At 72.9% G+C, this 23,578-nt stretch carries 22 protein-coding genes and 1 pseudogene; 10 read left to right on the top strand and 13 right to left on the bottom strand.

The features are described from left to right. Positions 1–103: 103 nt before the first annotated feature. Complete coding sequence (locus tag NLX94_RS24865) at positions 104–739, bottom strand: TetR/AcrR family transcriptional regulator (protein ID WP_254385259.1); 636 nt, start codon at positions 737–739, stop codon at positions 104–106. Between the two features lie 97 nt (positions 740–836). Here NLX94_RS24865 and ddaH point away from each other — a divergent pair. After that, positions 837–1,673, top strand: a pseudogene (gene ddaH / locus NLX94_RS24860) (dimethylargininase); the annotation flags it as partial. Positions 1,674–1,721: 48 nt separating this feature from the next. On the opposite strand, the gene NLX94_RS24855 reads toward ddaH, so the two are convergent. Both NLX94_RS24855 and NLX94_RS24850 read right to left on the bottom strand, forming a co-directional pair. Then, complete coding sequence (locus tag NLX94_RS24855; protein ID WP_254385257.1) at positions 1,722–2,726, bottom strand: small ribosomal subunit Rsm22 family protein; 1,005 nt, start codon at positions 2,724–2,726, stop codon at positions 1,722–1,724. A gap of 65 nt (positions 2,727–2,791) precedes the next feature. After that, positions 2,792–4,093, bottom strand: coding sequence for a Bcr/CflA family multidrug efflux MFS transporter (locus NLX94_RS24850; protein ID WP_254385256.1), 1,302 nt, complete (start codon positions 4,091–4,093; stop codon positions 2,792–2,794). A 109-nt stretch (positions 4,094–4,202) separates the two neighbouring features. Between NLX94_RS24850 and NLX94_RS24845 the strand changes: the two genes are divergently transcribed. Genes NLX94_RS24845 through NLX94_RS24835 form a run of 3 tightly spaced genes read left to right on the top strand, consistent with a single transcriptional unit; the run spans position 4,203 to position 6,485 of the window. Continuing rightward, positions 4,203–4,973 (top strand): SDR family oxidoreductase, encoded by a 771-nt coding sequence (locus tag NLX94_RS24845; protein WP_254385255.1) that lies wholly within the window; start codon positions 4,203–4,205, stop codon positions 4,971–4,973. Between the two features lie 52 nt (positions 4,974–5,025). Further along, complete coding sequence (locus NLX94_RS24840; RefSeq protein ID WP_254385254.1) at positions 5,026–5,886, top strand: PhzF family phenazine biosynthesis protein; 861 nt, start codon at positions 5,026–5,028, stop codon at positions 5,884–5,886. Beyond that, complete coding sequence (locus NLX94_RS24835; RefSeq protein ID WP_254385253.1) at positions 5,886–6,485, top strand: GNAT family N-acetyltransferase; 600 nt, start codon at positions 5,886–5,888, stop codon at positions 6,483–6,485. Before NLX94_RS24840 ends, NLX94_RS24835 begins: the two co-directional genes overlap by 1 nt. 4 nt (positions 6,486–6,489) lie before the next feature. On the opposite strand, the gene efeU is transcribed toward NLX94_RS24835, so the two are convergent. The 6 genes from efeU to NLX94_RS24805 all read right to left on the bottom strand — a co-directional run bounded on the left by efeU (position 6,490) and on the right by NLX94_RS24805 (position 13,123). Further along, positions 6,490–7,326, bottom strand: a complete 837-nt coding sequence (gene efeU, locus NLX94_RS24830; RefSeq protein ID WP_254385252.1) for an iron uptake transporter permease EfeU — start codon at positions 7,324–7,326, stop codon at positions 6,490–6,492. A 17-nt stretch (positions 7,327–7,343) separates the two neighbouring features. Beyond that, complete coding sequence (efeB, locus tag NLX94_RS24825) at positions 7,344–8,651, bottom strand: iron uptake transporter deferrochelatase/peroxidase subunit (protein WP_254385251.1); 1,308 nt, start codon at positions 8,649–8,651, stop codon at positions 7,344–7,346. Between the two features lie 34 nt (positions 8,652–8,685). Then, positions 8,686–9,837, bottom strand: coding sequence for an iron uptake system protein EfeO (gene efeO, locus NLX94_RS24820; protein WP_254385250.1), 1,152 nt, complete (start codon positions 9,835–9,837; stop codon positions 8,686–8,688). Positions 9,838–10,024: 187 nt separating this feature from the next. Beyond that, entirely contained in the window at positions 10,025–10,951 is a 927-nt protein-coding gene (locus NLX94_RS24815; protein ID WP_254385249.1) for a heme ABC transporter ATP-binding protein, read from the bottom strand. Next, the gene (locus NLX94_RS24810) at positions 10,948–12,102 is read right to left on the bottom strand and encodes an iron ABC transporter permease (RefSeq protein ID WP_254385248.1); all 1,155 of its coding nucleotides are present in this window, start codon (positions 12,100–12,102) and stop codon (positions 10,948–10,950) included. Before NLX94_RS24810 ends, NLX94_RS24815 begins: the two co-directional genes overlap by 4 nt. 1 nt (position 12,103) lies before the next feature. Further along, positions 12,104–13,123 (bottom strand): ABC transporter substrate-binding protein, encoded by a 1,020-nt coding sequence (locus NLX94_RS24805; protein ID WP_254385247.1) that lies wholly within the window; start codon positions 13,121–13,123, stop codon positions 12,104–12,106. Positions 13,124–13,279: 156 nt separating this feature from the next. Here NLX94_RS24805 and NLX94_RS24800 point away from each other — a divergent pair, with 156 nt between their 5' ends. From NLX94_RS24800 to NLX94_RS24785, 3 genes are all read left to right on the top strand, one after another. After that, entirely contained in the window at positions 13,280–14,908 is a 1,629-nt protein-coding gene (locus NLX94_RS24800) for an HtaA domain-containing protein (protein WP_254385246.1), read from the top strand. 359 nt (positions 14,909–15,267) lie between these two features. After that, positions 15,268–16,752, top strand: coding sequence for an HtaA domain-containing protein (locus NLX94_RS39060; protein ID WP_302170434.1), 1,485 nt, complete (start codon positions 15,268–15,270; stop codon positions 16,750–16,752). A gap of 19 nt (positions 16,753–16,771) precedes the next feature. Beyond that, on the top strand, positions 16,772–17,440 hold the full coding sequence (locus NLX94_RS24785) for a PhzF family phenazine biosynthesis protein (RefSeq protein WP_254385245.1): 669 nt from the start codon (positions 16,772–16,774) through the stop codon (positions 17,438–17,440). Between the two features lie 103 nt (positions 17,441–17,543). On the opposite strand, the gene NLX94_RS24780 is transcribed toward NLX94_RS24785, so the two are convergent. Continuing rightward, the gene (locus tag NLX94_RS24780; protein WP_254385244.1) at positions 17,544–18,191 is read right to left on the bottom strand and encodes a heme oxygenase (biliverdin-producing); all 648 of its coding nucleotides are present in this window, start codon (positions 18,189–18,191) and stop codon (positions 17,544–17,546) included. A 191-nt stretch (positions 18,192–18,382) separates the two neighbouring features. Further along, positions 18,383–19,240 carry a type I methionyl aminopeptidase gene (gene map, locus NLX94_RS24775; RefSeq protein WP_254385243.1) on the bottom strand — a complete coding sequence of 286 codons (858 nt, stop codon included), beginning with the start codon at positions 19,238–19,240 and terminating at the stop codon, positions 18,383–18,385. A 59-nt stretch (positions 19,241–19,299) separates the two neighbouring features. On the opposite strand from map, the gene NLX94_RS24770 reads away from it, so the two are divergent. Beyond that, positions 19,300–19,542: a hypothetical protein gene (locus NLX94_RS24770; RefSeq protein WP_254385242.1), complete on the top strand. Its 243-nt coding sequence runs from the start codon at positions 19,300–19,302 to the stop codon at positions 19,540–19,542. A 14-nt stretch (positions 19,543–19,556) separates the two neighbouring features. On the opposite strand, the gene NLX94_RS24765 is transcribed toward NLX94_RS24770, so the two are convergent. Further along, a complete protein-coding gene (locus tag NLX94_RS24765) occupies positions 19,557–20,162 on the bottom strand; it encodes a hypothetical protein (RefSeq protein ID WP_254385241.1) in 606 nt (201 codons plus the stop codon). Between the two features lie 164 nt (positions 20,163–20,326). Between NLX94_RS24765 and npdG the strand changes: the two genes are divergently transcribed. Next, positions 20,327–21,040: an NADPH-dependent F420 reductase gene (npdG, locus tag NLX94_RS24760; RefSeq protein ID WP_254385240.1), complete on the top strand. Its 714-nt coding sequence runs from the start codon at positions 20,327–20,329 to the stop codon at positions 21,038–21,040. 68 nt (positions 21,041–21,108) lie between these two features. On the opposite strand, the gene NLX94_RS24755 is transcribed toward npdG, so the two are convergent. Continuing rightward, positions 21,109–23,187, bottom strand: coding sequence for a TerD family protein (locus NLX94_RS24755; RefSeq protein WP_254385239.1), 2,079 nt, complete (start codon positions 23,185–23,187; stop codon positions 21,109–21,111). Between the two features lie 173 nt (positions 23,188–23,360). Between NLX94_RS24755 and NLX94_RS24750 the strand changes: the two genes are divergently transcribed. Continuing rightward, a complete protein-coding gene (locus NLX94_RS24750) occupies positions 23,361–23,555 on the top strand; it encodes a hypothetical protein (protein ID WP_254385238.1) in 195 nt (64 codons plus the stop codon). Positions 23,556–23,578 lie beyond the last annotated feature (23 nt).

Raw genomic sequence — 23,578 nt, 5'->3', positions numbered from 1 at the left:
ATCCTGGCCGCCGGGTGACCGCACCCCCCGACCGGGACTCCCACATAACCATAGAAATCGGCCATATGTTCTCGGCCATCAGGGGGTCATGGGGGGCGGGGGGTCATGACTTTTCCCACCCCGCCCCGCCCAGCACCGCGTCCACCAGCGCGTCCGCGTACGCGTGCGTGAGCGGGGCCGTGCGCAGCAGCCAGCGGTAGGTCAGAGGTCCGAGGAGCATCTCCACGGTCAGCCGCAGATCGGTGTCCGGCGGGAGCTGTCCGGCCTCGCGGGCCGACCGCAACCGCTCCTCGTACAGTGCGAGCTGGGGCTCCAGCAGCTGCTCGGTGAAGCGGGCCCCGAGCTCGGGATCGGTGGCCCCGGCCGCCGTCAGGGCGCGCGCGGGGGCGGAGTACCGCTCGTCGGCGAACTCGTCCACCGTCGCCCGCAGTACGGACTTCAGGTCGGCGGCCAGGTCCCCGGTGTCGGGGAAGCCCGTCCACTCCCCGTCGGCCTGGGCGTCCCCGGAGAGCGCGACGGAGGCGTCCAGCAGGACCGCGGCCTTCGAGGGCCACCAGCGGTAGATGGTCTGCTTGCCGACTCCGGCACGGGCGGCGATGGCCTCGATGGTCAGCTTGTTGTAGCCGACCTCCCCCACCAGGCCGAGGGCCGCGTCCAGGATGGCCCGCCGCGAGCGGTCGCTGCGGCGCGCGGCATCCGGGGACCGGGGGGCGGGGTCGGGGTGGGGGGAGGAGGTCATTTCGGCAATTTACCAACCCCGAACCGCTCGTCTTTCAGCCGTTCAGGAAACCACCCAATCAGTTCACTGCGCGGTCCCCGCTGAGGAGAGACGATTCTCTTCTCATCACCGTGAGGAGCCTTCATTGCGCAGAGACGCCACACCCCGGCGCTACCTGATGTGCCCACCCGCGCACTTCAAGGTCACGTACTCCATCAACCCGTGGATGGACCCCACGAAACCGGTGGACCTGCCCCTGGCCCTGGCCCAGTGGGAGGACCTCCGCGACCGCTACCTGGCTCTCGGCCACACCGTCGAGACCCTCGTCCCCGACCGCGCCCTGCCCGACATGGTGTTCGCGGCGAACGGCGCCCTCGTCGTCGACGGGCGGGTGCTGGGTGCGCGGTTCGCCTATCCCGAGCGGGCCGCCGAGGCGGAGATCCACCTCGACTGGTTCCGCGCCCACGGGTTCCAGGACGTCCACGAGCCGTCCCACGTCAACGAGGGCGAGGGTGACTTCGCCGTCACCGCCACCTACATCCTGGCCGGCCGGGGCTTCCGCTCCAGCCCGCTCTCGCACGACGAGGCCCAGGAGTTCTTCGGCCGGCCGGTCATCGGTCTCGACCTGGTCGACCCGCGCTACTACCACCTGGACACGGCCCTGTCCGTGCTCGACGGCGACGAGGTCATGTACTACCCGGAGGCCTTCTCCGAGGGCAGCCGGGCGGTCCTGCGCCGGCTCTTCCCCGACGCGCTGATCGCGACGGCCGAGGACGCGGCGGCCCTCGGGCTCAACGCGGTCTCGGACGGCCGGCACGTGCTGCTGCCGCAGGAGGCGACCGGGCTCTTCGCGCCCCTGCGGGAGCGGGGGTTCGAGCCGGTCCCGATGGACCTGGGGGAGCTGCTCAAGGGCGGCGGCAGCGTGAAGTGCTGCACGCAGGAGCTGCGCCCCTAGCCGACGGCGGGCCCGGGCCCCCGCGCGGGGACCGGGCCCGTACCGGGCTCAGCCCTCCTGCGGAGGCGGCCACTCCTGCCCCCACTCGGCGTCCCGCGCGGCCTTGTACAGGTCTCCGTGGCGCTTGGTCACGTTGACCTTGGTCTGCCCGTCGGCCTCGGGGCCGCACAGCTCCAGCAGGACCAGCCCCTTGCGGATCTGCGGCCTGCGCGTGATCCGGGCGGCGGCCGGCTCCACCGGGAAGCGGCTGGCGGCCACGTAGCTGAACTTCTCGTCCTCGTAGGGCAGGGAACCGCCCTTGACCTGGCGGTGCAGCGAGGAGCGGCTGACCCGGGCCGAGAAGTGGCACCAGTCCTTGCCGACCTCGATGGGGCAGGTCCCGTCGTGCGGGCACGGGGCCGCGACCCGCAGCCCGGCCTCGATGAGCTGGTCGCGGGCCTCGCGGATGCGCAGGTACCCCTCCGGCGTGCCCGGCTCGATCAGCACCACGGCCTGACCGGCCCGCGCCGCCTCGGCGACCACCGCGCGGCGGGCGTCGGGGGTCAGTTCGCCCAGGACGTACGAGACCGTCACCAGGTCCGCCTCCGGGAGCGTCAGCCCCGCCCCGATGACGCTCTGCCGCCACTCGGCGGCCCGCAGCGCGGGGGAGGAGGAGGCCGCGGCCAGCTCCTTGCCGAGGACCAGGGCCGGGTCCGCCCAGTCCAGTACCACCGTCTCGCGCGGCCCGCCCCAGGTGGCGTCCGCCGCCCAGGCCGCGGCGCCGGTGCCGCCGCCCACGTCCACGTGCGAGGCCGGGGACCAGTCCGGGGCCGCCTCGGCGAGCCCGTCCAGGGCGGACCGTACGGCCTCGAAGGTGGCGGGCATCCGGTACGCCGCGTACGCGGCCACGTCGGAGCGGTTGCGCAGGACGGGGGTGTTGGTCGGGATCGTGCCGCGGTAGTTGGCGATCAGCCGCTCCACGGCGGCCGTGGCCTGCTTCTGCGGGAGGCCTTCGAGCAGCCCGGCGAGGGCGCTGCGCAGGGTTTCGGCGGTGGTGGTGGCGGAGTGGTTCACCCGCGAAGTTTAAGGGGGCAGGGCGGGCCCGGAGATCCTGGCCCGCCCTGCCCCGCCCCGTACGGTCAGACCGTCGCGGGGCCGGTGCGCTGCCAGGGGCGGCAGAGCACGAGGAAGCAGAGGACCGACACGACGGCGCAGGTCGCCTGGACCACGGCCATCGGTACCGCCGTGTCCTCGCCCGCGATCCCGACCAGCGGGGAGGCGACGGCTCCGACCAGGAAGGAGGAGGTGCCGAGCAGGGCGGAGGCCGAGCCGGCCGCGTGCGGGGCGCGCATCAGGGCCTGCGCGTTGGTGTTCGGCAGCACCAGGCCCATCGCCGACATCAGGACGAACAGCCCGGCGCAGATCGCGAAGAGGCCGACCTCCCCGAAGACCCCGGCGGTCATGAGGAGCAGGGCCGCCGAGGCCGCCGTGATGACCGCGAGCCCGTACCCGAGGACCTTGTCCAGGCTGACCCGGCCGACCAGCAGCTTGCCGTTGATCTGGCCCACCGCGATCAGGCCGAGGGAGTTGACGCCGAACAGCAGGCTGAAGGTCTGGGCGGAAGCACCGTAGATCTCCTGCACGACGAACGGCGAGGCGGATATGTACGCGAACAGCGCCGCGAAGGCGAACCCGCCGGCCAGCGTGTAGCCGGCGAAGACGCGGTCGGCGAACAGTCCGCGCATGGTCCGCAGCGCGGCGCCGACGCCGCCGGTCTGGCGCCGCTCGGGCGGCAGGGTCTCGTCGAGCCTGCGCCAGACCAGGAGGGTCAGCAGGGTCCCCACGACGGTGAGGACGACGAACACCCCGCGCCAGTCGGCGAAGCGCAGCACCTGGCCGCCGATGAGCGGGGCGATGATCGGCGCCACGCCGGATATGAGCATCAGGGTGGAGAAGAACCGGGCCATCTCGACCCCGTCGTACAGATCGCGCACGACGGCCCGCGCGATCACGATCGCGGCCGCGCCGGCCAGGCCCTGGAGCAGCCGGAAGGCGATCAGCAGCTCGACGGTCGGGGCGAAGGCGCAGATGGCGGTGGCGAGGACGTAGACGACCATGCCGATGAGCAGCGGGCGCCGGCGGCCCCACTTGTCGCTCATCGGGCCGATCACCAGCTGGCCGAGGGCCATGCCGGCGAGGCAGGCGGTGAGGGTGAGCTGGATGGTCGCGGCCGGACTGTTCAGGGCCGTGGTCACCGTCGGCAGGGCCGGCAGGTACATGTCCATGGACAGCGGCGGGAGCGCGGTGAGTCCGCCGAGGATGAAGGTGACGAGCAGACCCGTCCGGCGGGCGGCCGTCAGGGGAGGGGTGGTGGTGTGAGGGGAGGGATTCGTGGTCGACGAATCCTTCGAGGGCGCTGTCGCGTGGCCTCGCTCCGGCATACGGAACTCCAGTCTTCTTATCGTGTCTTCACACCCCCTGATGGCCCCATGTTCTCAGCAATCGGAACATCCCGGGGCCGAAGCGCCGTGTGACGTAGCCTGCGGCCCCATGAACGCACGTGTGAAGAAGATCGCCGTAGTGACCGGAGCCGGCTCGGGAATCGGTCGCTCCGTGGCCCTCACCCTGGCCGCCGCCGGATGGTCGGTGGCCGCGGCGGGCCGCCGGACCGAGCCGCTGGATGAGACCGCGCAGGCCGCGAAGGCCGCCGACGCGGCAGCGGACGTGCTCGCCGTCCGGGCCGACGTCAGCGATCCGGACGACGTGGCCGCCCTGTTCGAGACCGTACGGGAGCGCTACGGGCGGGTCGACCTGCTCTTCAACAACGCGGGCACCTTCGGCCCGGCCGGAGTCCCGCTGGAGGACATCTCCTACGATGCATGGCGCTCGGTGGTCGACGTCAACCTCACCGGCTCCTTCCTCTGCGCGCAGGCGGCCTTCCGGGTGATGAAGGCCCAGGACCCGCAGGGTGGCCGCATCATCAACAACGGCTCCATCTCCGCGCACGTGCCCCGGCCGAACTCGATCGCGTACACCGCGACCAAGCACGCCATGACCGGCCTGACCAAGTCCCTGTCGCTGGACGGACGCCCGTACGGGATCGCGTGCGGGCAGATCGACATCGGCAACGCGGCCACCGAGATGACCGAGCGGATGCAGACCGGGATCATGCAGGCCAACGGGCAGCTCGCGGTGGAGCCCGTCATGGACGCGGCCGACGTGGCCCGCACGGTGCTCCACATGGCGGAACTCCCGCTGGGGGCGAACGTGCAGTTCGCGACGGTGATGGCGACCGCCATGCCGTACATCGGGCGCGGCTGATCCTGCGCCGCCGCGGGGGAATGCCCGTCCGGGGGACGGGGTTGTGGTGATCATGACTACTGAAGTGCTGTGCTACACCGCCTTCTCCGCGGACCCGGCCGGCGGCAACCCGGCCGGTGTCGTGCTCGACGCCGGCGGCCTGGACGAGGCCGCCATGCTGGAGATCGCCGCCGGGCTGGGCTACAGCGAGACGGCCTTCCTCACCGCCCCGCCCGAGGGGCTCGGCGGCGAGCCCGGGCGGGCCTTCACCGTGCGCTATTTCAGCCCCAAGGTCGAGGTCCCCTTCTGCGGGCACGCCACCGTGGCCACCGCCGTCGCGCTCGGCGAGCGGGTCGGCCCCGGCGAGCTGGTGTTCGCGACCCGCGCCGGCACCGTACCCGTCTCGGTGACCACCGAGGGCGGCGGCCTGCGCGCCACCCTGACCAGCGTCGAACCGCACACCGAGTCCATCGCCCCGGCCGACCTCGCCGAGGCCCTGGCCGCGCTCGACTGGCCGGCCGCCGACCTGGACCCGGCCTTCCCGCCGCGGATCGCCTACGCCGGCGCCCGCCACCTGGTGCTCGGCGCCGCCACCCGGGCCCGGCTCGCGGACCTCGACTACGACTTCGCCCGGCTGGAGGCGCTGATGCGGCGCCTCGACCTGGTCACCGTGCAGCTCGTGCACCGCGCCGGCCCGGCCGAGTTCCACGTGCGCAACCCCTTCCCGGTCGGCGGGGTCGTCGAGGACCCGGCGACCGGCGCGGCCGCCGCCGCCTTCGGGGCGTACGCGCGCGAGCTCGGCCTCGTCCCGGCCGACGCCGTCCTGACCCTCCACCAGGGCGCCGACATGGGCCGCCCGGGCGTGCTCACCGTCGAACTGCGCTCCGGCGACCCCCGGGTCCGGGTGGGCGGCGCGGGGGCGCTGATCCCGTAATGGACGAGGCCGGGGCGACCACCGTCGAGGTCCACGAGGAGCTGCCCGCCGGGCTCGCCGCCCAGGTGGCGGAGCTGGAGGCGCGGGCCTGGCCCGGGTCGTCCCCCGGGCACGACCCGGAGCTGCGCCCGCGCACGGTGCTCCTGCTGGACGCCGACGGGCGGGTCGCCTCGTCCCTGGCCCTGCTGTACAAGCCGGTCCGGCTCGCGGACGGGCGGACGTACCGCGCGGCCGGACTCAGCGCGGTGGTCACGCGGGACGGCGTACGCGGGCGCGGGTACGGATCCCGGCTGGTGGCGGCGGCCCGCGCGGTGCTCGCCGCCGATCCGGAGGTGGACCTGGCGCTGTTCAGCTGCGACCCGGAGCTGGTCCCCTTCTACCGGGCGGCCGGCTTCGAGGTGCTCCCCGGCACGGTCCTGGTCGGCGGCACCCCCGCGGAGCCTCTCGCCACGGACGCCCCGGGGCTGGACAAGACGGTGCTCGGGGCGTTCTTCGGCGAAGGGCGCACGGACGGCGAAGGCCGCGCGGACCGGGTCCGCGCGGCCTTCACCTGCATCCGTGTTCCCCTCTACCCGGGGACCATCGACAGGTTGTGGTGACCCGTCAGGACCCGCTCGGCTCCGGCTCCGCCTTGGTGCGCTTCACCAGCGACGGGGCCAGGAACAGGGCGAGCACCGGGACCAGGTAGAGGGCCCACACCCAGACCTGGAGCACCGTCGGGTCCGGCTGGAAGTTGAGGGTGCCCTTCAGCAGGGTCCCGTACCAGCTGTCCGGCGGGATCGTGGAGCTGATGTCGAAGGCCTTGTCGGTCAGCCCCGGCACGAAGTCGGCCTCCTGGAGGTCGTGCACCCCGTACGCGAGCACGCCCGCGGCGACCACGACCAGCATGCCGCCGGTCCACGTGAAGAACTTCGACAGGTTGATCCTCAGCGCGCCCCGGTAGAACAGCCAGCCCAGGACGACCGAGGACCCGATGCCGAGCAGCACGCCGATCAGCGGGGCTGCGCCGTCACCGGCCGCGTGCACCGAGCGCCACACGAACAGCGAGGTCTCCAGGCCCTCCCGGCCGACGGCCAGGAACGCCGTCGCCACCAGGGCGCCGGTGCCCATCGCCAGGGCCGCGTCGAGCTTGCCGTGCAGCTCGGCCTTCAGGTGCCGCGCGGTGCGCTTCATCCAGAAGACCATCCAGGTCACCAGGCCGACCGCCACGATCGACAGGCTGCCGCCGATGGCCTCCTGCGCCGTGAAGGTCAGTTCCTGGGTGCCGAATTCGAGACCCGCGCCGAAGGCGAGGGACAGGGCGGCGGCCAGGCCGACGCCCAGCCACAGCGGCCCCAGCCGGTCCCTGTTCCCGGTCTTCACCAGGTACGCGATGAGGATGCAGACGACGAGACTGGCTTCCAGCCCCTCGCGCAGCCCGATCAGATAGTTGCTGAACACTCCGGTTCTCCCGTCCCCTACGCGAACAGCGTCCGGCCCCACCAGTCGTCCTTGTCGCGGACGCCCGGCGGGACGGCGAAGACGGCCGAACCCACGTGCTGGATGTATTCGTTGAGGACGTCCGCCTTGGCCAGGCTGCGCTGGACCGGGACGAAGCCCGTGCGGACGTCACGCTGGTAGGCGAGGAAGAACAGGCCCGCGTCGAGCCGGCCCAGTCCGTCCGTGCCGTCGGTGAAGGAATAGCCGCGGCGCAGCATCATCGCGCCGTTGTTGGTGTCCGGGTGCGCGAGGCGGACGTGCGCCTCGGGCTTCATCGCCTTCAGGAACGGCTCGTCGCGCTCCTTGGACTTGCCGACGGGGGCGCCCTCGCCCTTGTCGCGGCCGAAGATGTCCTCCTGCTCGCCCAGGGGGGTGCGGTCCCACGTCTCGATGTTCATCCGGATCCGGCGCGCCACGAGGTACGAGCCACCGGTCAGCCAGTCGCTGCCGTCGCCGGCGCCGACCCACACGTGCTTGTCCAGGGCCGCCTTGTCGGTGCCCGAGATGTTCCGGGTGCCGTCCTTGAAGCCCATCATGTTGCGCGGGGTCTGCTCCTCGGGGGTGGTCGAGGAGGTCTTGCCGAAGCCCAGCTGCGACCAGCGCACCGCCGTCCGGCCGAAGCCGATGCGGGCGAGCTGGCGGATGGCGTGCACCGCGACCTGCGGGTCGTCGGCGCAGGCCTGTACGCACAGGTCGCCGCCCGAGCGGGCCGGGTCGAGGTTGTCGCCGGGGAAGAGCTCAAGGTCGATCAGGGCCTCGGGGCGCCTGCCCTCCAGTCCGAAACGGTCCTTGGCGAACAGGCCCGGCCCGAAGCCGATGGTCAGGGTGAGGCGGGAGGCCTTCAGCCCCAGCGCCTCGCCCGTGTCGTCCGGCGGGGCCTCCGGGAGGCCGCCGAAGCCGCCCTCGCCGACCGGCAGGCCGGCCGTCATCAGCCGGGCCGCCTCGGTCCAGTCCTTGAGGAGCTGCACCAGCTCGCCGCGGTCCTTCGTCTTCACGTCGAAGGCGGCGAAGTGCAGGCGGTCCTGGACGGCACTGGCGATACCGGCCTGGTGCTCGCCGTGGAAGGGCACGGCCGCACCGGCCGCGGCCGCCGAGACCATGCCGGGCCCCGAGTTCAGGGCCACGGCCGTACCGCCGGCCGCAGCCGCGCCGAGCGCGAGGCCCGCGCCGCCCCAGCCGAGGACGGCCCGGCGCGAGGGAGCGCCCGGGCCCCGGCCCGGCTGCTCCGGCGCGCCCTGGGGCGCGGAGTCCCGTGCGGACTCCTGCCCGGACACCGACTCGCTCATGTGAGGTCCTCCCGCCTGCTCTGCTGTTCCGGAGTTACTTCGCGACCGCGGCGGCGAGCTTCGAGAGCGGCTCGCCCAGCGCGCTGACGGCGTCGGAGAGCTCCTTGCGCTCGGGCTCGCCGACGGTGTCGTACGAGACGAACTCGTACGCCGCCTTGTTCGGGCGGTACTTCTCCAGCAGGTTGTTCATCGCGGCGAACTGCTTGTCCAGCTCGGCGGTGAGGGCCGGGTCCGTCTTCGCGGTGATCGGCTTGAGCAGCTCGTACGCCTTCTCCGCGCCCTCGACGTTCGCCTTGAAGTCGACCAGGTCGGTGTGGCTGTAGCGCTCTTCCTCACCCGTCACCTTGCCGGTGGCGACCTCGTCGAGGAGCTCCTTGGCGCCGTTGGCCATCGAGGTGGGGGTGATTTCCGCCTCGCCGACCTTCTTCTGCCACACGGCCAGGTCGGCCATCAGGGTGTCGGCGAGCTTCTTGTCGTTGTCGTCGATCTTGTTGCCCTCGAAGAGGGACTTCTCCAGCCGGTGCCAGCCGGTCCAGTCCTTCTCCGGGTCCTGGCCCGCCTCCAGGCCGTCCTCGCGGACGTCGACCTTCGGGTCGATGTCACCGAAGGACTCGGCGACCGGCTCGGTGCGCTCCCAGCCGATGCGCGAGGGGGCGTACGCCTTCTTCGCGGCCTCGACGTCGCCGGCCTTGACCGCGTCCGCGAAGGCCTGCGCCTTGGGGATGGTCTCGTCGGCCTGCTGCTGCACGTACTTGCGGTACGCGGCGACCGCGGCGTCGGCCTCGGGGCTGCGCTTCTCGGTACCGCCCGTGCCGGTGGCCTTGACGCTCTGGCGGATGCCGTCGCCCTTCATGCCGGGCTTGCAGGCGATCTCGTAGTCGCCCGCCTTGAGCTCGGCGGTGATGGTGGCCTTGGTGCCGGGGCCGATGTTCTCGCGCTCGGCGACGATGCGGTCGTCGGGGAAGAGGATGTAGAGCTCGGTGACCTTGGAGCCCTTGTTCTCGACCTCGATGGCGACCTTGCCCGCGGGGAACTCCTTGGTGGAGACCTCGCAGGCGGAGTCGGTGGCCGCCACCTTGATGGTGCCGTCGCCGGACGCGTCGCTCTTCTCGGAGCAGCCGGTGACCGCGGTGAGGGCGGCCGCGACGGCGGCCGCGGTGAGGACGGAGAGGCGGACGGGTCGCATGGGGGGCTCCTGGCGGTCTGGCGTTCGGCGGACGACCGCCCCGATCGGGTGGGGGCGGCCGGTGAGGCGGACCTAACTTAACCGAGGCTTACCTGACCTTTATCCGCACGTCCAGTGATTCAGCGCACACCTTCGGGGGCCGGACACGGAGCCGTCACGGGTGCCCCACGCAGGCCCCATGCCGGGGTCAAATGGAGGTCAAACCCAGGTGACCGTTCCGTACGGTGGAACGCTCCTCCCCGGGATTCCCGGGCCTTCCCGGCTCCCCGTCCCGCACCGGGACCACCAGCGGCGCCCCCGTGCGCGGGTGCGGAAGGACCTCCACCGGCTGGCGGTAGACCCGGCTCAGCAGCCCGTCCTCGAACACCTCCGCGGGCGGACCGTCCACCGCGATCCGGCCTTCGTGCAGGACGGCGACCCGGTCCGCGTACGCCGCCGCCAGGCCCAGGTCGTGCAGGACCACCACGACCCCGTCGCCGGCCGCCGCCCGCTCCCGGCAGATCCTCAGCACCAGTTCCTGGTGGCGCAGGTCCAGCGCCGCCGTCGGCTCGTCCAGCATCAGCAGCTGGGCCCCCTGGGCCAGGACGCGGGCCAGCGCCACCCGGGCCCGCTCGCCGCCGGAGAGCGCCGAGAACGGGCGGTCCGCGAAGCCCGCCACCTCGGTGGCGGCCATGGCGGCGGCCACCGCCTCCTCGTCGCCATCGGCCGCCTCGGTGCCCGCCCAGGGGGCGCGGCCCATCCGTACGACGTCCTCCACCGGGAAGGGGAAGGCCAGCGCCGCCGACTGGGGGAGCACCGCCCGGTGCAGGGCCAGCTCGGGGGCCGGCCAGTCGTCCAGCGGGCGCCCGCCGATCCGCACCTCCCCGGAGTCCGCAGGCAGGTCCCCGGACAGGGCCGCCAGCAGGGTGGACTTGCCCGCGCCGTTCGGTCCGACCAGGGCCAGCACCTCCCCGGCCCGCACGGTCAGCCCGATCCCGGCCAGCACCTCGCGCCCGGCGAGCCGTACGCGCAGGTCCGTGACCTCGGCGAGCGGGGCGCCCGGGGCGGTCCGGGCGGGGACGGCCCGCCCGCTCCGGCGGAATACGGAGAGGCGGGAACGCAGCCGGACGCTCATGCCCAGCCTCCTTGCTTGCGGCGGGTCCGGCGCAGCAGCCAGAAGAAGAACGGGCTGCCGATCAGGGCGGTCAGCACACCGAGCGGCAGCTCGGCGGGCTGGGCGAGGGTCCGGGCGGCCAGGTCCCCGGCGACCAGCACCACGGCTCCGGCGAGCGCGCTGCCGGGCACCAGGAAGCGGTGCCCCGGACCGTTGGCCATGCGCAGCAGGTGCGGTACGAGCAGCCCCACGAAGGTGATGATCCCGGCCACGGCGACGGCCGCGGCGGTGAGCAGCGCGACGACCAGGATCAGCGCGAGCCGCAGCCGCTCCACGTCGACACCGAGGTGGCGGGCCGGGCGCTCGCCGAGGGAGAGCAGGTCCAGCCGGCCCGCGTAGAAGGGGGCGATCAGCAGGCCGGCCAGCGCGCAGGGAAGGACGGCCAGCACCTTGGGCCAGGTGGCCTGGGCGAGGGAGCCGAGCTGCCAGAAGGTGATCTGGTTGACCTGGCCGCTGTCCGCGAAGAAGACGAACAGGCCGATCAGGGCGCCCGCGAAGGCGTTGACGGCGATGCCGGTCAGGATGAGGGTGACGACCTCGGTCTTCCCGCCGTTGCGGGACAGCAGGTACACGGCGCCGACGGTGACCAGCCCCGCGACGAACGCGCAGGCGGTGATGGTCCAGTTGCCGAAGAAGCTCAGCCCGAGCCCGATCGCGGCGACCGCGCCGACGGCCGCGCCCGCCGAGATCCCGATGACCCCGGGCTCGGCGAGGGGATTGCCGAACACCCCCTGCATCAGCGCCCCGGCGCAGCCGAGACTGGCCCCGACGAGCAGGGCGAGCACCACGCGCGGCAGCCGTACGTTCCACAGCACGCTCTCCCCGACCCGGTCGAGGGCGGCGCCCCCGAGGCCCAGGCGGTGCTGCACCGACCCGATGACCTCCCCGAGCGGGATCTCGTAGGCCCCCACTCCCGCCGAGACCAGCGCGAGCAGGACGAGTACGGCGGCCAGCGCCCCGGTGAGCCAGGCGGAACCCCACCGCCGCCGGGGCGGTGCGCCGGCGGCGGTGGGTACGGCCCGGGACGCCGCCCGCCCGGGAGCGGGAAGGGGGTCCGCTCGGGGCGGCGTCCCGGGGGCTTCATCGGGGGCTTCGTCGTACGAGAGGGACACGTCAGGAGGCCTTGCCGTAGAGCTGGGTGATGAGGGAGGCCAGGACCTGGTCGGTGCGCGGGCCGTAGTTGAGCAGGACCCCGTCGTCGACGGTGATCACCCGCCGGTCCATGCCCGCCGGGGTCTGGGCCACACCGGGGATCTTGACCAGTCCGTCCACGCCGCCGACGGACTCCAGCCCCTTGGCCATGACGAGGATGGCATCGGGCGCGGCCGCCGCGAGGGCCTCGCTCGTGATCGGGGTGAAGTCCTTGCCGAGCCCCGACGCCGGGCCGGTGTCCAGTGCGCCGGCCGCTTCCAGCAGGGAGCCGGCGCCGGAGTCGGAGCCGCCCATCAGGTACACGGAGGCGGTGCCGCGCAGGTAGAGGAAGGCCACGCGCGGCTTCTTCCCCGAGGCGGGCAGGGCCTGGCGGGCGGCGGCGATGCGGTCGGCGGTGCGCTGGTTCAGCTGCGCACCGGCCTCCTTGACGCCGAGCGCGGCGGCGACGGCGTCGGTCCGCTTCGCCACGTCGTCCAGGGACTTGGCCGGGGCCACCACCAGCAGCGGGACGCCCGCGTCGCGGATCTGCTGGATCGCCTCGGCGGGGCCGGAGGTGGTCTCGGCCAGCACCAGGGTCGGACGCAGCGACAGCACGCTCTCGGCGGAGACGTCGTGGCCCCGCGTCACCACCGGGAGGTCCGCCGCCTGTTCGAAGGTGGCGGTGATGTCCTTGGCGACGACCTTGGGGCCGAGCCCGAGGGTGTACACGATCTCGTTGAGGCCGCCCGTCAGCGGGATCACCCGGTCCGCCGAGGTGACGGTGACCCTGGCTCCGTCCGCCGAGTCCACGGTCGCGGGGAGCGCGGGTACGGGCGCCTGCGCGAGCGGTTCCACCCGGTCCGGGAGGGCCGGGGCGCCGGCTCCGGTGGCGGGGGAGGGGGCGGCCGTACCTCCGCAGGCGCTCACGCCGAGCGCCAGGACCACGGAGGTCAGGGCGACGGCGAAGCGGGACACGCGGGTTGACGCGGCGGGCGTAGGCACGAAGGCACCGTCCTGATCGTCCGACTGGGGTGGGGGACCCGGTTCGCTGGAAGTTGGAACCCGGTTCGAGGTTCCGGGGACCGGGGGGTTTCACACCCGGCCGAACGTAGCTTAGGTTAGCCTAACCTCGCTCGCTAGACCCTGGAGGGGACATTCATGTCCGCTAGACCCACCCGTGCGTCCGCCGTCGCCCTGCTGGCGACCCTGGCGGCCCTGCTGGGAGCAGTCCTGCTCCCGGCGACCGCCGCCCAGGCCGCGGGCCGCACCGTGGAGGGCGGCCGACTCGACTGGGGCATCAAATCCTCCTTCCAGAGCTACGTCACCGGTCCGGTGGCCAAAGGCGGGTTCAAGCTGAAGGAGGGAGCCGCCACCGCCGGCGGCAGCCTCTTCCGCTTCCACTCCGCGAGCGGCTCCTACGATCCGGACAGCGGCTCCCTGCAGGCCTCCTTCGGCGGCGGCGTCAGCTTCCAGGGCCACCAGAAGCCGGACGGCACGTACGAGCTGGACATGAGCGCCAGCCGGCCCACCGTCAAGATCAGCGGTGGCAGCGGCACCCTCTACGTGGACGTCACCAGCAAGGCCAAGGAGGGCGGAGCGGTCACCACCGCCTCCCAAGTCCCCTTCGCCAAGCTGACCCTGGGCGGAGTGAACATGAAGGGCGGCACCGGCCCGGTCGTCCTCACGGGCATCCCGGCCGTCCTCACCGACGAGGGCGCCAAGGCCTTCGCCGGCTACTACGCGGCGGGCGCGCAGCTCGACCCGGTCTCCCTCTCGGTGGACGTCAAGGCCGCCGCGCAGCCGGTTACGCCGTCCCCGAGCACCCCGGCGGCCACCCCGTCCCCGCAGTCCTCCCAGACCGCCGGCGGGTTCACCGACGCCGCCGTGGACTGGGGCGTGCGGCGCACCTTCCGCGAGTACGTCTCCGGCTCCATCGGCCAGGGCAAGTGGGAGCTGGCCGAAGGCGCCCAGGACGGCGGCGCGCTGTTCCGCTTCCCGCAGGGCAAGGGCGCCTACGACGCCGCGAAGGGCACCCTCGACGCGGCCTTCACCGGCTCCGTGCACTTCACCGGAGCGCACCTCGACCTGAAGCTCGCGAAGGTCACGGCCAAGGTGGAGAACGGCAAGGGCGTCCTCTCCGCCGACGTCACCACCGGCACGGACACCAAGCCCGCCGTCCCGCTGGTGGAGTTCGACGCCAAGGGCCTCAAGACCGAGGGCGGCCTCGCCACCCTCACCGAAGCCCCGGCCACCCTCACCGAGGGCGGGGCCGCGGCCTTCAACTCCATGTACAAGGCGGGCACCGAGATGGACCCGGTCTCCCTCGCAGTCGCCCTCGACGCGTCCGCGAAGCTCCCGGCCCTCCCCAACCTAGGCTCCACGGCCACCCCCGCCACCCCGCCGGCCCCGTCCGCGTCGGCAACCCCGGCCGCCTCCGGAAACGACTCCTCGAACACCCCCCTGTACGCCACCCTCGCGGCCGCCGCCGTCGCCCTCGCAGCAGCCGCCACCTTCCTGACCCTCCGCCGCCGGCGGACCCCGGCGCAGGGCACCGACTCCCCGGCGCAGGGCCCGGCGGGCGCCGACTCCCCGGCGCAGGGCCCGGCGGGCGCCGACTCCCCGGCGCAGGGCCCGGCGGGCACCGACTCCCCGGCGCAGGCCCCGGGCGCCGAGTCTGCGTCCCCGTCCCCGTCCCCCGAGCCCCCGGCGGGCCCGGCGGGCCCGGCTCCCGAGACCCCGGAGGCCCCGGACTCCTCCGGCACTGGCGGAGCCGCTCCTCGTGGCTGACCCGCGCGACTGACCCGCGCCCCGGACACGTACCGCCTACAGGGCCCGCACCGCCGGGCCCTGTAGGGCCCGGACCCCGGAGGTCCCCACACCAACCCTGCTGAGCGGCTTCGGACCGCCCGGCGCGCAGGCCCCAACCCACTCCCGCTGAGCGGGTTCGGACCCGTCCGGCAGGCGGGCTCCAGGCCACCCCCGCTGTCCGGGATCCGAACCGCCCGGCACGCAAGCCCCGTACCGCCTCCACCCGCAAGCCCCGCAGGGCCCCGCGCCACGCCGCCGGGCCGGCTTTGCCGTGCCCTTCTCAGCCTCCGCACCTCACCCCATCCGCCTCCTCCGCCACCCCCGTTCAGGAGACCGCCATGTCATCGATCCGCCGTCCCATCGCCCTCGCGGCCGCCGTCGCCACCTCTGCCGCGATCGCCGCCACCGCGTTCGTCCTGCCCGCCACGGCGGCGGCCCCCGCCTCCGCCCCCGCCAGCGCAGCGCAGGGCACCCGCGCGGCGATCCCGGTCGTCGGCGGCACCCTCGACTGGGGTGTCCTGGAGAGCTACCGCACCTACGTCACGACCATCGCCAAGGGCGAGATCACCGTCGCGGACGGCGCGAAGAAGACCGCCAAGGGCTTCACCTTCGGCTCGGCCACCGGCCAGTACGACCCGGCCACGCACCTCGTGACCGCGGCCTTCCAGGGCAGCGTCACCTTCAAGTCGGCCGCGCACCGCTTCGAGGTGAAGCTCGCGAACCTCCGCATCGACACCGGTACGAAGCTGCTGGTCATCGACGTCACCCGGGACGGCGTCCTCACGAAGGACGTCCCCTTCGCGAAGGTCGCCTTCGCCGGCCAGTCGATGGCGGGCCTCGGCACCACCCTGACCGCCGACGCCGCGAAGCTCCTCGGCTCGGACAGCTACAAGGACAAGGCCGGCGACCCGCTGACCGCCGTACTGGAGTTCCCGCCGCGGCCCACCCAGAGCCCCTCCCCGTCCCCCTCGACCTCCGCCTCCACCTCTCCCTCCCCCTCGCAGAGCGCCTCCTCGTCCCCGTCCCCGTCGGCCTCCGCTTCCGGCTCGACCTCCGCCTCCCCCTCCCCGTCGAAGCCGGCCTCCCCCACGCCCTCCGCCTCCACCAGCTCCCCGGCGACCGGCGGCCCGCAGCAGATCCTGAGCGGCAAGCTGGCCTGGGGCATCAAGGAGTCCTTCCGCACCTACGTCGTGAACGGCGGCGGCACCGTCACCCCCGCGGACGGCGCGCTCGCGAACGGCGACAGCTTCGCCTTCGGCGGCGGCAAGGGCACCCTCGACACCAAGGCGCGGAAGCTGAACGCCACCTTCGCGGGCAACCTGCGCTTCCAGTACGCGGGCCACGGCATCGACATGACCTTCGGCAACGTCCGCATCAGCGCCGAGGGCGCCAAGGGCACCCTGGTCCTGGACGTGAAGACGGCCGCCGGGGTCAAGGCGGACGTCCCCTTCGCCACGCTCGACCTCTCGAAGGCCGACTACACGACCAAGAACGGCGTGCTCACCCTGAGCGCCGTACGCACCGCCCTCACCGCCGAGGGCTCCGCGGCCTTCGCGAACTCCACCACCGGCTCCATGTACCCGGTGGGGACCCGCGCGGACGACGTCAACCTCACCGTCTCCGTGGACAAGGGCGCGGTCCTGCCCCCGGCCGGCACGGGCGGCACCGGCAGCACCGGAGGCGGCGGCACCGTGGGCGGCGGCCTCGCCGCCACCGGCGCCGAGATCCCGGCCGGCGCCCTGCTCGGCTCCTCCGCCGCCATCGTCGCGGCGGGCGCGGGCGCGGTGTTCGTCGCGCGCAGGCGCCGCACGGCCCAGAACTGACCCGTGCTTCAATGCCCGCGTGAACGATCTCGACGTCCTGAGGGTCTTCTGCGCGGGTGACGGCAGCCACGGCAATGTGCTGGGCGTCGTACGCGACGGCCGGTCCTGTCCCGACGACGCGTCGCGGCAGGCGCTGGCCGCCGAACTGGGTTACAGCGAGACGGTGTTCGTCGACGATCCCGAGCGCGGGATCGTCGACATCCGCACCCCCGGCACCCGGATGTCCTTCGCCGGGCATCCGCTGGTCGGGGTCGCGTGGCTGCTCGACATCGAGGAGCTCCAGCCGCCGGCGGGCTCCGTATGGGCGCGTGACGACGGGGAGTTCACCTGGATCACCGCCCGCCCCGAGTGGGTGGAGGGCAAGCGCACCGAGCAGTACGCCGACGCCGCCGCGGTCGACGCGCTGCCGAGCCCGCCGCCGGGCGAGGGCTGGCTGTACGCCTGGGCCTGGGAGGACGAGGCCGCGGGCCGGATCCGGGCCCGCGGTTTTCCGCGCCGCCCCGGTGGGGCGATCGTGGAGGACGAGGCCACCGGCTCGGCGGCGATCCTGCTGACGGCCGAACTGAACCGCGCCCTGAACATCACCCAGGGCAGAGGCTCCCAAATCCTCACGGCCCCCGCCCCGGACGGCACGGTAGAAATCGGCGGCCGCGTCCGCTTCGCGAACTCCAGCCTCGCCGGCGTTTGAGGCGCGGGGTCCGGGGCGGAGCCCCGGGAGCCCAGGGCGCAGCCCGGAAGGGGGGTGGGCCCATCGGGCCCACCCCCCTTCCCCGTTCAGCCCGCCGCAGGCGTTACGCGCTCAGCGGGAACTGCTCGCCCAGTTCGCGGAAGACCGCGCCGTTGAAGTCGAAGGCGCGCTTGCACTCGTCGATGATGCGCTGCTTCTCCAGGTCGTCCGCGGCGATCGCGTCCAGCAGCTCGCGGTAAGTCCGCTTGAAGGCGGCCGGGTTGGAGATGTCGGCGAAGACGTAGAAGCGGACGCCGTCGCCCTTGCGCTCGAAGCCCCAGGTCCGCTCGGCCTTGTCGCGGATGATCTGGCCGCCGGAGAGGTCGCCCAGGTAGCGGGTGTAGTGGTGGGCCACGTATCCACCCGGCCAGGTGGCCGCGCACTCGGCCACACGGGCCGCGTAGGCCTCGGTGGCGGGCAGTGCGACCAGGGTCTCGCGCCATCCGGGGCCCCGCAGGTGGGCCAGGTCCCGCTCGATCTCGGCGAGGCGCATCAGCTCGGGCTGTATGAACGGCCCGGCGACGGCGTCGTCCCGGAGGGCCTCGGCGGCGTCCTCCAGGGCCTTGTACACGAACCACAGCTGCTCGGTGTAGCGGGTGTAGGCGTCCACGCCGAGACGGCCGCCCAGCAGGTCGCTCATGAAGGTCGAGGTCTCTGCCTCGGTGTGCTGCTCGTGCGAGGCGACACGGATGACGGTGGAGAAGGCGTCCAAGGCGGACCTCCGAGGAATCGGAAGGAATGGGGGAGCCGGGCGTGACGGCCGTGCCGCCACACCCGATCCTCCTTGTTAGGCTTACCTAAGTCAATGTGTTCCCGACGCCTTGTCGGTAAAAACCTCCACGGAGCACCCAGTACTCAGGGTGTATTCGGGGTGTACTCGGGGTGCTCCTCCCCGGATCCGGATCAGGGCAGCGTCAGGATCTCCGCTCCGGTGTCCGTGACCACCAGTGTGTGCTCGAACTGCGCGGTGCGCTTGCGGTCCTTCGTGACCACCGTCCAGCCGTCCTCCCACATGTCGTACTCGTGGGTGCCCAGGGTCAGCATCGGCTCGATGGTGAAGGTCATCCCGGGCTCGATGACGGTGGTGGCGTGCGGGCTGTCGTAGTGCGGGACGATCAGGCCGGAGTGGAAGGACGAGTTGATCCCGTGACCGGTGAAGTCCCGGACGACGCCGTAGCCGAAGCGCTTCGCGTACGACTCGATGACCCGGCCGATGATGTTGATCTGCCGGCCCGGCCGGACGGCCTTGATGGCCCGGTTCAGGGCCTCGCGGGTCCGCTCCACGAGCAGCCGCGACTCCTCGTCCACGTCACCGCACAGGTACGTGGCGTTGTTGTCGCCGTGCACCCCGCCGATGTACGCGGTCACGTCGAGGTTGACGATGTCGCCGTCCCGCAGGACGGTCGAGTCGGGGATCCCGTGGCAGATGACCTCGTTGAGCGAGGAGCACAGGGACTTCGGGAAACCGCGGTAGCCCAGCGTCGAGGGGTAGGCGCCGTGGTCGCACATGAACTCGTGGGCGACCCGGTCCAGCTCGTCGGTGGTCACCCCCGGCGCGATCAGCTTGGCGGCCTCTTCCATCGCCTGGGCGGCGATCCGGCCGGCGATGCGCATGGCCTCGATGGTCTCGGCCGTCTGCACCTCCGGTCCGGTGTACGGAGTGGGCGCGGGCTTGCCCACGTACTCGGGCCGGCGGATGTTTCCGGGAACGGAACGGACGGGAGTGAGCTCGCCTGGTACGAGCAGCGACTGGCCAGACATACGAGCGAGTGTATCGAGCGGGTATGGGGCAGCATGGCGACAGAGAGAGGAGCCTGACGATGGCCCTGTTCAAGAAGCGCCAGGTGGGCAAAGCGGGCGAGTGGTACTACTGCCTGGTCCACAAGAAGGTCGAGGAAGGCCCGGAGTGCCCGGCGAAGGACCGCTTCGGTCCTTACGAGACACCCGAAGAGGCGAACCACGCCATGGAGACGGCGCAGGAGCGCAATCTCGAATGGCAGAACGACCCCAAATGGAACGACAAGACGCGCGAGGCCGAGGAAGGCACGGGCAGCACTTCGTGATCCGGTAGGCCGGGCTACCAGCGGCTGGGCGGCGGCGCGGCCAGCTGGTCGGCCAGCCGCGCCAGCCGGTCCCGGAACCGCCGCGGCCCGCGCTGCACCGGCAGGCTGTTCTCCCCGGCCGCCGCGCTGACCAGGTGCTGCACGGTGTCCAGGTCGAGCTCGGCGGACCCGTCCGGCACGGACAGCGCCTCGTGCGCCAGCGTCCCCAGATCCGCGTCCCCGCCGTCCAGGGACAGTACGGTCGCCCCCGCGCGGCGGGCGTCGTGCACCCGCTCCAGCAGCCCGTCCCCGGGCCGCTCCGGAGCCACCACCAGCAGCGTGTGACCGCGCCGGGCCGCCTCCAGCCGCCCCAGGCCGACCGACAGGTGCGGGGCGTCCCCGGGCAGCACGTGGTGGCGTACGAGCGTGGGCGCCAGCTCCGGCAGCCCCGACCAGGCGGCCTCGTCCACGAGGTGCGCCGCGAGGTGCCAGGGCTCGTACTGCTCGGTCCCGACCAGCAGCAGATTCCCCCCGGCCGGCACGACCGACCGCCGCAGCGTCCCGGCGAACCGGCGCGCGGCACCGGGCCACTCCGTACCGGCGAGCACTTCGCGCAGCAGCGCGACCCTCACGGCGTCCATATCGGCATCCTGCCGCATGGAAGGGACATACGGGAGCCGTTCCCCCCATCTCCCACCCGGGTCCCCGCCTACTTGGGCAGGTCGCACCCCTCGCACGCTCTCCCGCCGCATCTCACGCCGTCCGCGCATTCGACTCTGACGATCTCGCGGTTACCCTCGGCCCCATGACCTCCACAGACAGCACGCAGCAGCCCGCGAAGGCCCCCGCCAAGGACCCGTGGGACCTTCCCGACGTCTCCGGCCTCGTCGTCGGCGTCCTCGGCGGCACCGGCGACCAGGGGCGGGGGCTCGCCTACCGGCTCGCCCGGGCCGGCCAGAAGGTGATCATCGGCTCCCGCGCCGCCGACCGCGCGTCGGCCGCCGCCGAAGAGCTCGGCCTCGGGGTCGAGGGCGCGGACAACGCCGAGTGCGCGCGCCGCAGCGACATCGTGATCATCGCGGTGCCGTGGGAGGGCCACGCCAAGACCCTGGAATCGCTGCGCGAGGACCTCGCCGGCAAGCTCGTGATCGACTGCGTCAACCCGCTCGGCTTCGACAAGCAGGGCGCGTACGCCCTCCAGGTCGAAGAGGGCAGCGCGGCCCAGCAGGCCGCCGCCCTCCTGCCGGACTCCCGCGTCACGGCCGCCTTCCACCACCTCTCGGCGGTCCTCCTCCAGGACGAGTCGATCGACGAGATCGACACCGACGTGATGGTCCTCGGCGAGGTCCGCGCCGACACGGACATCGTCCAGGCCCTCGCCGCCCGCATCCCCGGCATGCGCGGCGTCTTCGCGGGCCGCCTCCGCAACGCCCACCAGGTCGAATCCCTGGTCGCCAACCTGATCTCCACGAACCGCCGCTACAAGGCCCACGCCGGCCTCCGCATCACGGACGTCTGACCCGCCCGGCGCCACCCGTCCGCCCCGCCCCTCCACGGGCCCGGCGGACCGGGTGGCCCCGCGCCCGCTCAGCCGCGCCGTCCGCCCCGCCCCTCGACCGGGCCCAGCTGCGCCACCACACCGTGGTAGAAGCGCTCCACGGCATCGTCCACACTGCGGATGAACCCGGACTCCGTGTTGCCCCGCGTGCTGCCCATCCCCTTGAGCAGCGACAGCCGGAAACCGACGACGACCGAGCCGTCCGTCGGCAGCAGATCGCCCGGCTCGGGCCGCAGCCGCTCCAGCGTCCCTCGCGGCCCGCTCCCCGGCCCGGACTCGACGAGGCTCTCCACGTGCAGGTCCGCCGGAGCCTCGGCGAGCAGCCTCAGCAGCCGCTTCACCATGACCAACGGGTACGCGCCCTCCGGGGCAGGCACGTCGACGGACGTCCGCACCTTGGAGGTCCTGAGGTCGGCGCTCACCGCGATGACACTGCTGGTCCCGTCGACGCGCAGCTCCGCGGAGAGCTTCCCGTCCGCGCACAGCCGGTCCGCCGCCGCGACCCGCCGGGCCTGCGGATCACTGCCCCGCCGGGCCCGCTGGACCGGCAGTGCCTTCTGCCCGAGCTCCCCGCCGAGACGCAGGCAGACCTGCCGGATCAGCCGCTCCCAGCTCTCCACGACTTCCACGGTCCGCGCGTCCCCGAGGCCGAGGGTCTCGTCCTCGATGCCCTTGCGTACGGGCACCCAGGCGGCGCCCATGTTCTGGAAGCCGTGGCAGCCGGACTGCTCGTGCCGCAGGTACTCCAGGAGTTCCTGGAGGAGCCAGGCGTGCGCGGCGTTGCCCACGCCCTCGTGGCGGATCAGCAGCTGCGCCTGGTGGGCGACCTCGGCCCAGGACAGGTGCCAGAGACTGACCTTGTGCTTGCGCCGGCCGTCGACCTTCACCTCCACCATCGGGCGGCCCTCCAGAGCCACGTCGTTGGAGAGGGTGATCACGGCCTCGTAGCCGCGGCGCGCGGCGATGTCCATGTACGCCTGGACCTGCTCCGCCTTGAGCGGGTTGCCGTTCGTCTTCGTCTCCACGAGCGCCGTCCACAGCTTGCCCGCGCGCTCCACCCGGATCACCCCGTCCGGGCGCCGCGGTGCGTCCCCGTGGGGGAGGGAGACCTCCGTGAAGGTCTGCATCCGGCCGGCGGGTGCGCCGAACCCGGCGGTGAGGCGGCGGCCGAACTCCGGCACCTGGGCCATGACGGACAGCAGGACCGAGGTGGCGCGCACCTCCCGTTCACGGTCGCTCTTGAGGGAGGGGACGGGGAACAGGCGGGCCTGGTTCCAGGACTCGTTCTCGGCGAGGGACTTCTTGGCCACCTTGGGCAGGGTGACCTTCTTCCTGGTCGTACGGGGACCCCGGCCGCGGGTCTGCGCAGGTACGGCGACGGGGGCTGCCGCGTCGGCTGCCACGTGCGCCGTCGCGTCGGCGGGCACGGACCCGGAGTCCGGGGCGTCGGTCCCACCAGCAGCCGTTCCGGGGCCCTGCGGGGCTTCGGCCGGGGCAAGGGTGTCCGCCGCCTTTCCCTTTCCGGCGAGCTCCTCCGCCGCCTCCACCTCGGCGTCCTCGGAGTCCTCCAGCACCGGGATGCCGAAGTCCGTGGCCAGTCCCGCGAGGCCGGTTTCGTACCCCTGGCCGACCGCGCGGAACTTCCATTCCTCGCCCCGCCGGTACAACTCGCCGAAGATGAAGGCGGTTTCCACGCCCGCGTCCTCGATGGAGTAGCCGACCAGCGGATCCCCGGAGCGGTCCGCGACCGTCATCCGCAGGTCGTCGAGGTCCCCGAACCGTGCGCCGGCGTACCGGCTGGCCGCCACGACGATCCGTGAGACCCCCTCCGGGACCGCCGTCAGGTCCACGCTGATGCGGTCCTCGTCGCCGTTGTCGGTCGGCACCTTGCCCAGCAGCTGCACGCTCCCGTCGGCGGCCGCCGGGTTGTTGTAGAAGTAGAAGTCGTTCTCGTCGCGGACCTTGCCGTTCTCGTCCAGCAGCAGCACCGAGACGTCGGCGTCGCCGGCCCCCGAAGCGCTGCTCCATCCGAGGCTCACGACGACCGCCCCGGCATCCTCGCTGAGGGCGGTCAGGCTGACGTTCGCGCCCCTCGGGATCTCCTGCATGTCTTCCCCCAGGTCCTTCCGCACCCCCGTGCGCGGTGCGTCTGGGGCGAACCGTAGCGGCGCGAGGAGGAAAAGATCACGGGATGGCGGAAATCAGCCGGACGGGAGCACGGCGGGGCATGGGGGACACTGGAGGGGCTTGAATCGCTCAGTGTCTTCGAGGAGCCCCCGTCATGCCCCGCCTTGCCGTGTTCGCCGTCGTTCTCTGCGTCCTCGCCGTGGCCGCCGCCGTGGTCTCCTTCGTCGAGGGCAGCCTGCTCGGGATCGCGTGGGTGCTGATGGCGGGCATCACCTCGAACATGGCCTGGTTCTACGTGCGCAAGGCGAAGATCGAGAAGGCTGCGGCAGCGGCCCGCGCCGCGGGCTAGGACGGCCGCCGCGGGGCGCGCGG

Origin of the sequence: Streptomyces sp. TBY4 (assembly GCF_024213195.1) — a bacterium.
GTDB lineage: Bacteria > Actinomycetota > Actinomycetes > Streptomycetales > Streptomycetaceae > Streptomyces.
The sequence above is the reverse complement of the archived record's forward strand: the minus strand, read 5'-3'. Positions and strand labels throughout refer to the sequence as shown.